This is a genomic window from Streptomyces sp. N35 (assembly GCF_016464295.1).
Taxonomy (GTDB): domain Bacteria; phylum Actinomycetota; class Actinomycetes; order Streptomycetales; family Streptomycetaceae; genus Streptomyces.
The window spans coordinates 5,920-12,663 of record NZ_JAEIMH010000002.1; the positions used below are offsets into that span (position 1 = coordinate 5,920).

Here is a 6,744-nt window from a genome sequence, read left to right on the forward strand (position 1 = left end):
GGGGTGGGCGGGCGGTGCGCCCGCCCACCCCGGACCCCGTACGAAAGCCTCAGCGACCCGGCCGTACCGAAAGGTCCGTGATCTCCGCGTCCCGCGGCAGATCGATCGCCGTGAGGATCGCCGTCGCCACCGACTCCGGGTCGATCCAGCGAGCCGGGTCGTACTCGCTGCCCTCCTGCTGATGGACCTTGGCCTGCATCGGGCTGGTGGTGCGGCCCGGGTAGACCGTGGTGACGCGCAGGCCGTTCGGCTTCTCCTCGTGGCGCAGCGAGTCCGCGAGGGCCTTGAGGCCGTGCTTCGACGCCGCGTACGCGGACCAGTTGGCGTGGGCGTTCAGGCCCGCACCCGAGTTCACGAAGAGCACATGGCCCTGGGTGACCCGCAGTTGGGGCAGGAAGTGGCGGGTGAGCTCGGCCGGTGCGATGAGGTTGACCTCGAGCTGGGAGCGCCAGATCTTCGTCGTGAGATCGCCCACCGGTCCGAGGTCGACGACGCCCGCGATATGCAGCAGCGTGTCCACGCGGTCGGGCAGCGACTGGTGCGAGAAGGCCCAGGACAACCGGTCCGGTTCGGCGAGGTCGCCGACGAGGGTCTGGGCGCCCGGGTAGCGGTCGGCGAGTTCCTTGGCGCGGCCGGCGTTGCGGGCGAGCAGCACGAGGTCGTCGCCGCGCGCGTGCAGACGGGCGGCGACGGCGGCGCCGATGCCTGAGCCCGCTCCGGTGATCACATGGGTAGCCATGCGCCCATGCTGCCAGGCCGTCGAAAACGCCCGGCGCCGCACCTCGGCGTACGGAGGAAGGCACAGGAATCAGGCGGCGAAGGCACGGGAATCCCGGGCGAAGGCGCCGGAGACCCGGGCGTACGGTTGACGCATGAACATCTGCGTCTTCCTCTCCGCCGCCGACCTGGACGAGCGCTACACCCGGCCCGCCCGCGAGTTCGCCGAACTCCTCGGCAAGGGCGGGCACACCCTGGTGTGGGGCGGGTCCGACGTCGGTCTCATGAAGGTCGTCGCCGACGGTGTGCAGCGGTCCGGCGGCCGGCTCCTCGGTGTCTCCGTCGACTTCCTCGCCGCGAAGGCACGGCCGGTGACCGCCCCGGACGAGATGGTCGTCACGCGCGACCTCGCCGAGCGCAAGGCGCAGCTCCTGGAGCAGGCCGACGCCGTGGTGATCATGGTCGGCGGTACGGGAACGCTCGACGAGGCCACCGAGATCCTCGAGCTGAAGAAGCACGGCAGGACCGACATGCCCGTGGTCCTGCTCAACACCGCGGGTTTCTACGACGGGTTGAAGGAGCAGTTCCGCCGCATGGAGGACGAGGGCTTCCTGCCGGTCCCCCTCACGGACCTGGTGTTCTTCGCCGAGGAGCCGGTGGGCGCGCTGGCGTATCTGGAGGAGTCCCGCGGCGTCGTCTAGGACCAGATCACCGGCAGGCGTCGCTAGGGGGCGTCCGCCTTCGCCCGGACGTCCGCCGTCGCCCGGTCCTCCGCCGTCACCTCCGCGTGCGTGATGCGGATCTTCGACTGCCCGTGCGGCCTTGACTCCCAGTCCTCCATGAAGGTCGCCGCGAGCCCGTGCTTCGCCGCGAGCCCGACCAGCGTCTCGGTGCGGTAGTAGAAGTCCTCGTGCAGGACTTGGTGCTCCTCGCCCTCCGTGCGGTCGAAGGTGAAGTCGAAGAAGCCGCCGGGCTTCAGGACGCGTCCGACGTTCGCGAAGCACTCCTCGATGACATGCAGCGGCGAGTGCGAGAAGACGCTGTGGGCGTGCACGACGTCGAAGTGGGCGTCGGGCAGGAAGTCGAAGGTCAGGTTGTCGGCAACGGTCAGGTACGGCAGTTTCGGCTGCAGCCCGTAGCGCACCAGGGTGTGTTTGGCGGCGATCAGGATGTCGGGCGAGATATCGATGCCGTAGTAGTGGCCGGGCTCCAGGTGGTCGATGAAGAGCCGTCCCGCCCGCAGATTGCCGCAGCCGATCTCCAGCATCCGATGCCCGGGCGCGAGGCCGTGCTCCACCAGATAGTCGAACTGCATCTGCCCGATCCACGTCCACCGCTTGACGGAAGGTCCGCCGCCGACCGCGGCCTCCGCGCTGCGTGCGGCATCGGAGGCCATGACGGCGCGGTAGTAACCGACGTGGTTGCCGCGGAACTTGACGCGCAGCACCGCGTCGCGCGCCGACCGGCGCACATAGGCGGGCACGCGCCCGGGATGCCGCAGGGCGTAACGCACCTTGTGCAGCAGGGCCTTGCGGTTTCTGGACAGTCGGCTGGATCCCATGAACGCCTCCCATAGCGTTGCGTCACCACATGGTTGCGGTGCGTGATTCTGGCATGGTTTCCGGCGGGAAGAACGCGGGCGTCAACTGCGCTGTACCCAGTGGCCGAAGCAGCGATCCGGAGGGCAGAGAAGTGACCGCAGGACACACGATCACCGTCGAACACGGCACCCGGCATGTGCGCGTCGTCCACGACGGGCAGGTCGTCGCCGAGAGCAGCCGCCCGCTCGTGCTGCGCGAGACCGGCTGTCCCGTGCGCTACTACCTGCCGCCCGCGGATGTCCGCACCGAGCTTCTGGAGCCGTCGGAGACCCACACGTACTGCCCGTTCAAGGGCACCGCCTCGTACTGGTCGCTGCCCGGCGGCCAGGACGCCGTCTGGGCCTATCCCGACCCCGAGCCGGAGGTCGCCGAGATCAGGGATCATCTCTGCTTCTACGGGACCGAGGAAGTTTCCGCGGACTGAAGTCGCAGGCCAGGGGCGGTGGTTGGTTCCTCGCCGGATTCCCTGAAGATTTTTTCCGCTGCGGCGATGAGTTCCGATGACGACCGGGGTCTGCACCTTCATGGACACCCTCGGAAAAGTTCTGTCCCGCGACGGAACCCCCATCGCCTACGAACGGTTCGGCTCGGACGGCCCGGTCGTGATCCTCGTCAGCGGCGCCTTGTGCACCGGCCGCACAGAGGACGAGCCGCTCGCACGGCGGCTCGCGGCACTGGGCTGCACGGCGGTGACTTACGACCGCAGAGGCCGCGGCCACAGCGGTGACACGCTGCCGTACGCGGTCGCGAGAGAGGTCGACGACATCGCCGCGGTGATGGAGTCGGTCGGTGGGCGCGCGGCGCTGCACGGCAACTCGTCGGGCGCCGTGCTCGCCTTCGAGGCGGCGGCGAGCGGGCTCGCGGTGACCCATGTGTCGGGCTACGAACCGCCGTTGACGCTCGACGAGATCGGCGTCGCGGCCCGGCAGGAACAGGCGGGCCGGCTGCGCGCCCTGCTCGCCGACGGCCGGCGGGACGCCGCCGTCGAGCACTTCATCTCGGGCACCGGGGCGCCGCCGGAGCTCATCGGGCAGCTCAGGCGCTCACCCCTGTGGGCCGAGTGGGAGGCGCTCGCGCCGACGATCGCGTACGACTACGCGGTGCTCGGCGACAGCCTGGTGCCCGTCGACCGGATCTCGCGGATCGACGTCCCGCTGCTCGTGGTGAACGGTTCGGCCAGCTTCGATTGGATGGGCGGCTCGGCCGCCCTGGTCGCCCGCTCGGCGCGCGCGGGCCGGCATCTGACCCTGGAGGGCCAGACGCACATGGTGGATCCGGATGTGCTGGCGCCGGTGCTCGCGGGGTTCTATGCACGGAGCTAGCCGCATGAGCGGCAGCCATCGGTCGAGAACCCCGACGGACATCAACCAGGTCCGCGAGAGCGGCGCCGGTTGAGGCGCAAGGGACAGTCAGACCGCGGCGGCCGCACGCGTCGTGGCCGCGATCGTCGCCGAGCCGACCACGCGCGTGCCGTCGTAGAGGACGACCGCCTGGCCGGGTGCGACCCCGCGTACGGGCTCGTCGAACGTGACCCGCAGCTCGCCGTCCACGAGCTCGGCCGTCACCGGCGTCTCGTCGCCGTGCGCGCGCAGCTGGGCGGTGTAGCGGCCCTCGCCCTCGGGCGCGGTGCCGCACCAGCGGGGCTTGATCGCGGTCAGCGCGGTGACATCGAGGGCGCCCACCGGACCGACCGTCACCGTGTTGTTGACCGGCGAGATGTCGAGCACATAGCGCGGCTTGCCGTCCGGCGCCGGAGTGCCGATCCGCAGCCCCTTGCGCTGGCCGATCGTGAAGCCGTACGCGCCCTCGTGCGTGCCGAGCTTCTCCCCCGTCTCATCGACGATGTCGCCCTCCGCCTTGCCGAGGCGCCCGGCGAGGAAGCCCTGGGTGTCACCGTCGGCGATGAAGCAGATGTCATGGCTGTCGGGCTTCTTGGCTACCGCGAGCCCGCGGCGCTCGGCCTCGGCACGGATCTCCTCCTTGGTGGTGACGGTGTCACCGAGCGGGAAGAGCGCGTGCGCCAGCTGCTTGTCGTCCAGGACGCCGAGCACGTACGACTGGTCCTTGGCCATGTCGGAGGCGCGGTGCAGCTCGCGCGTACCGTCCTCGTTGGTGATCACCTGCGCGTAGTGGCCGGTGGCCACGGCGTCGAAGCCGAGCGCGAGCGCCTTGTCGAGCAGCGCGGCGAACTTGATCTTCTCGTTGCAGCGCAGACACGGGTTCGGGGTGCGCCCCGCCTCGTACTCGGCGATGAAGTCCTCGACGACGTCCTCACGGAAGCGCTCGGCGAGATCCCATACGTAGAAGGGAATGCCGATCACGTCGGCCGCGCGGCGGGCGTCGCGGGAGTCCTCGATGGTGCAGCAGCCGCGGGCGCCGGTGCGGAAGGACTGCGGGTTCGCCGAGAGCGCCAGGTGGACGCCCGTCACGTCGTGGCCCGCCTCGGCGGCGCGGGCGGCGGCGACGGCGGAGTCGACACCGCCGGACATGGCGGCGAGGACGCGGAGGCGGCGGGGCTCGGCAGGAGTCTCAGTCATAACCCCTCAAGGGTAAGCCGGAACCAATAGGTGTCCTCCACCCGTTTGTCTGTACGGAGATCAATGCACAACGGGGGTGGCCGTGGGTGAGGACCGAGCCGAGGGCGTCAAGCGCCGAGGCCTGCTGGTCGGCGTGGGGGCGACCGTCGCCGCGGGGATCACGGCGCTGGCGTTCCGTGAGGAGCTCGGGCGGCTGTGGTGGCAGATCCCCGGTGTCGACAAGCAGCGCACCGAGGGCGAGGTCGACCAGCCCGGGGCCCGCTGGGTGGCGGCCTCCGCGGCGAATCTACGGATCGCGGACCGGCCGGCCGACTATGAGATCGACAAGGTCGTCATCCATGTCACGCAGGGCAGCTATGCCTCGGCGATCAAGGTCTTCCGTGATCCGGCGCACGCGGCGGCCACGCACTATGTGATCCGTGCGCGGGACGGCGAGATCACACAGATGGCCCGGGAGCTGGATGTCGCCTTCCACGCGGGCAACCGCTCGTACAACGAGAGCAGTGTCGGGATCGAGCACGAGGGCTTCGTCGACAGGCCGTCGTCCTTCACCAAGGTGATGTACGAGGCTTCGGCCCGGCTGACCGCGGACATCTGCGCCCGCTACGAGATCCCGCTCGACCGCGAGCACATCATCGGGCACAACGAGGTGCCGGGGGCCACGCACACGGACCCGGGGCCGCACTGGGACTGGGACCGGTACATGGAGCTGGTGCGCCGGGCCGCGAACCGGCCCAAGGCGACGACGGCCGCGGAGCGCTAGGACCCGCAGGACGGCGCCGCCGCCGAACGGCACGCCCTAGCTGAGCCCGGCCGCCCGCGCCCGCTCCACCGCCGGGCCGATGGCCTTCGCCACCTCGTCGACATCGGCGCGGGTCGAGGTGTGGCCGAGCGAGAAGCGCAGGGTGCCGCGGGCGAGGTCCGGGTCGGTGCCGGTGGCGAGCAGGACGTGGCTGGGCTGGGCGATACCGGCCGTGCAGGCCGAACCGGTCGAGCAGGCGATGCCCTGGGCGTCCAGGAGCAGCAGCAGGGAGTCGCCCTCGCAGCCGGGGAAGGTGAAGTGGGCGTTGGCCGGCAGGCGGTCGACGGGGTCACCTCCGAGGATCGCGTCCGGGACGGCCGCGCGCACGGCGTCGACGAGGGCGTCGCGCAGACCGCCGATCTCCTCGGCGAAGCGCTCGCGCTGGGCGACGGCGCTCTGCGCGGCGACCGCGAAGGCCGCGGCGGCGGGGACGTCGAGGGTGCCGGAGCGCACCTGGCGTTCCTGGCCGCCGCCGTGCAGGACGGGTACGGGCGTCTGGTCGCGGCCGAGGAGCAGCGCGCCGATGCCGTACGGGCCGCCGATCTTGTGGCTGCTCACGGTCATCGCGGCGAGCCCGGAGGAGGCGAAGTCGACGTCGAGCTGACCGAAGGCCTGGACCGCGTCGGAGTGCAGCGGGATGCCGAACTCCTTTGCCACGTCCGCGAGTTCACGTACCGGCAGGACCGTGCCGATCTCGTTGTTCGCCCACATCACGGTCGCCAGGGCCACGTCCGCGGGGTTGCGCTCGATGGCTTCGCGCAGGGCCTCGGGGTGGACCCGGCCGTATCCGTCGACCGGCAGGTACTCCACCGTCGCGCCCTCGTGCTCGGCGAGCCAGTGCACCGCGTCGAGGACCGCGTGGTGCTCGACGGGGCTGGCGAGGACGCGGGTGCGGGCCGGGTCGGCGGCGCGGCGGGCCCAGTACAGGCCCTTCACCGCGAGGTTGTCGGCCTCGGTGCCGCCGGAGGTGAGGACCACCTCGCTCGGCCGCGCGCCCAGTGCCTCGGCGAGCGTCTCGCGGGCCTCCTCGACGGTGCGGCGGGCCTGACGGCCGGGGGCGTGGAGAGCGGGGGCGTTGCCGGCGACC

General features: G+C 71.1%; 8 protein-coding genes. 4 read left to right on the forward strand and 4 right to left on the reverse strand.

From position 1 onward, the window contains the following. Window positions 1–49 precede the first annotated feature (49 nt). Window positions 50–739: an SDR family oxidoreductase gene (locus JAO81_RS00955; protein WP_199545778.1), complete on the reverse strand. Its 690-nt coding sequence runs from the start codon at window positions 737–739 to the stop codon at window positions 50–52. A gap of 133 nt (window positions 740–872) precedes the next feature. On the opposite strand from JAO81_RS00955, the gene JAO81_RS00960 reads away from it, so the two are divergent. Then, window positions 873–1,418 (forward strand): TIGR00730 family Rossman fold protein, encoded by a 546-nt coding sequence (locus JAO81_RS00960; protein WP_199545779.1) that lies wholly within the window; start codon window positions 873–875, stop codon window positions 1,416–1,418. A gap of 23 nt (window positions 1,419–1,441) precedes the next feature. Here the strand turns inward: JAO81_RS00960 and JAO81_RS00965 are convergent, their stop codons facing one another. Beyond that, window positions 1,442–2,278, reverse strand: coding sequence for a class I SAM-dependent methyltransferase (locus JAO81_RS00965; protein ID WP_199545780.1), 837 nt, complete (start codon window positions 2,276–2,278; stop codon window positions 1,442–1,444). 131 nt (window positions 2,279–2,409) lie between these two features. Between JAO81_RS00965 and JAO81_RS00970 the strand changes: the two genes are divergently transcribed. Both JAO81_RS00970 and JAO81_RS00975 read left to right on the forward strand, forming a co-directional pair. Next, window positions 2,410–2,742 carry a DUF427 domain-containing protein gene (locus JAO81_RS00970; RefSeq protein ID WP_307813098.1) on the forward strand — a complete coding sequence of 111 codons (333 nt, stop codon included), beginning with the start codon at window positions 2,410–2,412 and terminating at the stop codon, window positions 2,740–2,742. 76 nt (window positions 2,743–2,818) lie between these two features. Further along, a complete protein-coding gene (locus JAO81_RS00975; RefSeq protein ID WP_233414767.1) occupies window positions 2,819–3,640 on the forward strand; it encodes an alpha/beta fold hydrolase in 822 nt (273 codons plus the stop codon). 87 nt (window positions 3,641–3,727) lie between these two features. On the opposite strand, the gene mnmA is transcribed toward JAO81_RS00975, so the two are convergent. Then, window positions 3,728–4,855, reverse strand: coding sequence for a tRNA 2-thiouridine(34) synthase MnmA (mnmA, locus tag JAO81_RS00980; RefSeq protein ID WP_199545782.1), 1,128 nt, complete (start codon window positions 4,853–4,855; stop codon window positions 3,728–3,730). 76 nt (window positions 4,856–4,931) lie between these two features. Between mnmA and JAO81_RS00985 the strand changes: the two genes are divergently transcribed. Next, entirely contained in the window at window positions 4,932–5,618 is a 687-nt protein-coding gene (locus JAO81_RS00985; RefSeq protein ID WP_374194241.1) for an N-acetylmuramoyl-L-alanine amidase, read from the forward strand. Window positions 5,619–5,654: 36 nt separating this feature from the next. Here the strand turns inward: JAO81_RS00985 and JAO81_RS00990 are convergent. Beyond that, the coding region (locus JAO81_RS00990) for a cysteine desulfurase family protein (protein ID WP_199545783.1) at window positions 5,655–6,744 on the reverse strand (1,090 nt) is incomplete at its 5' end.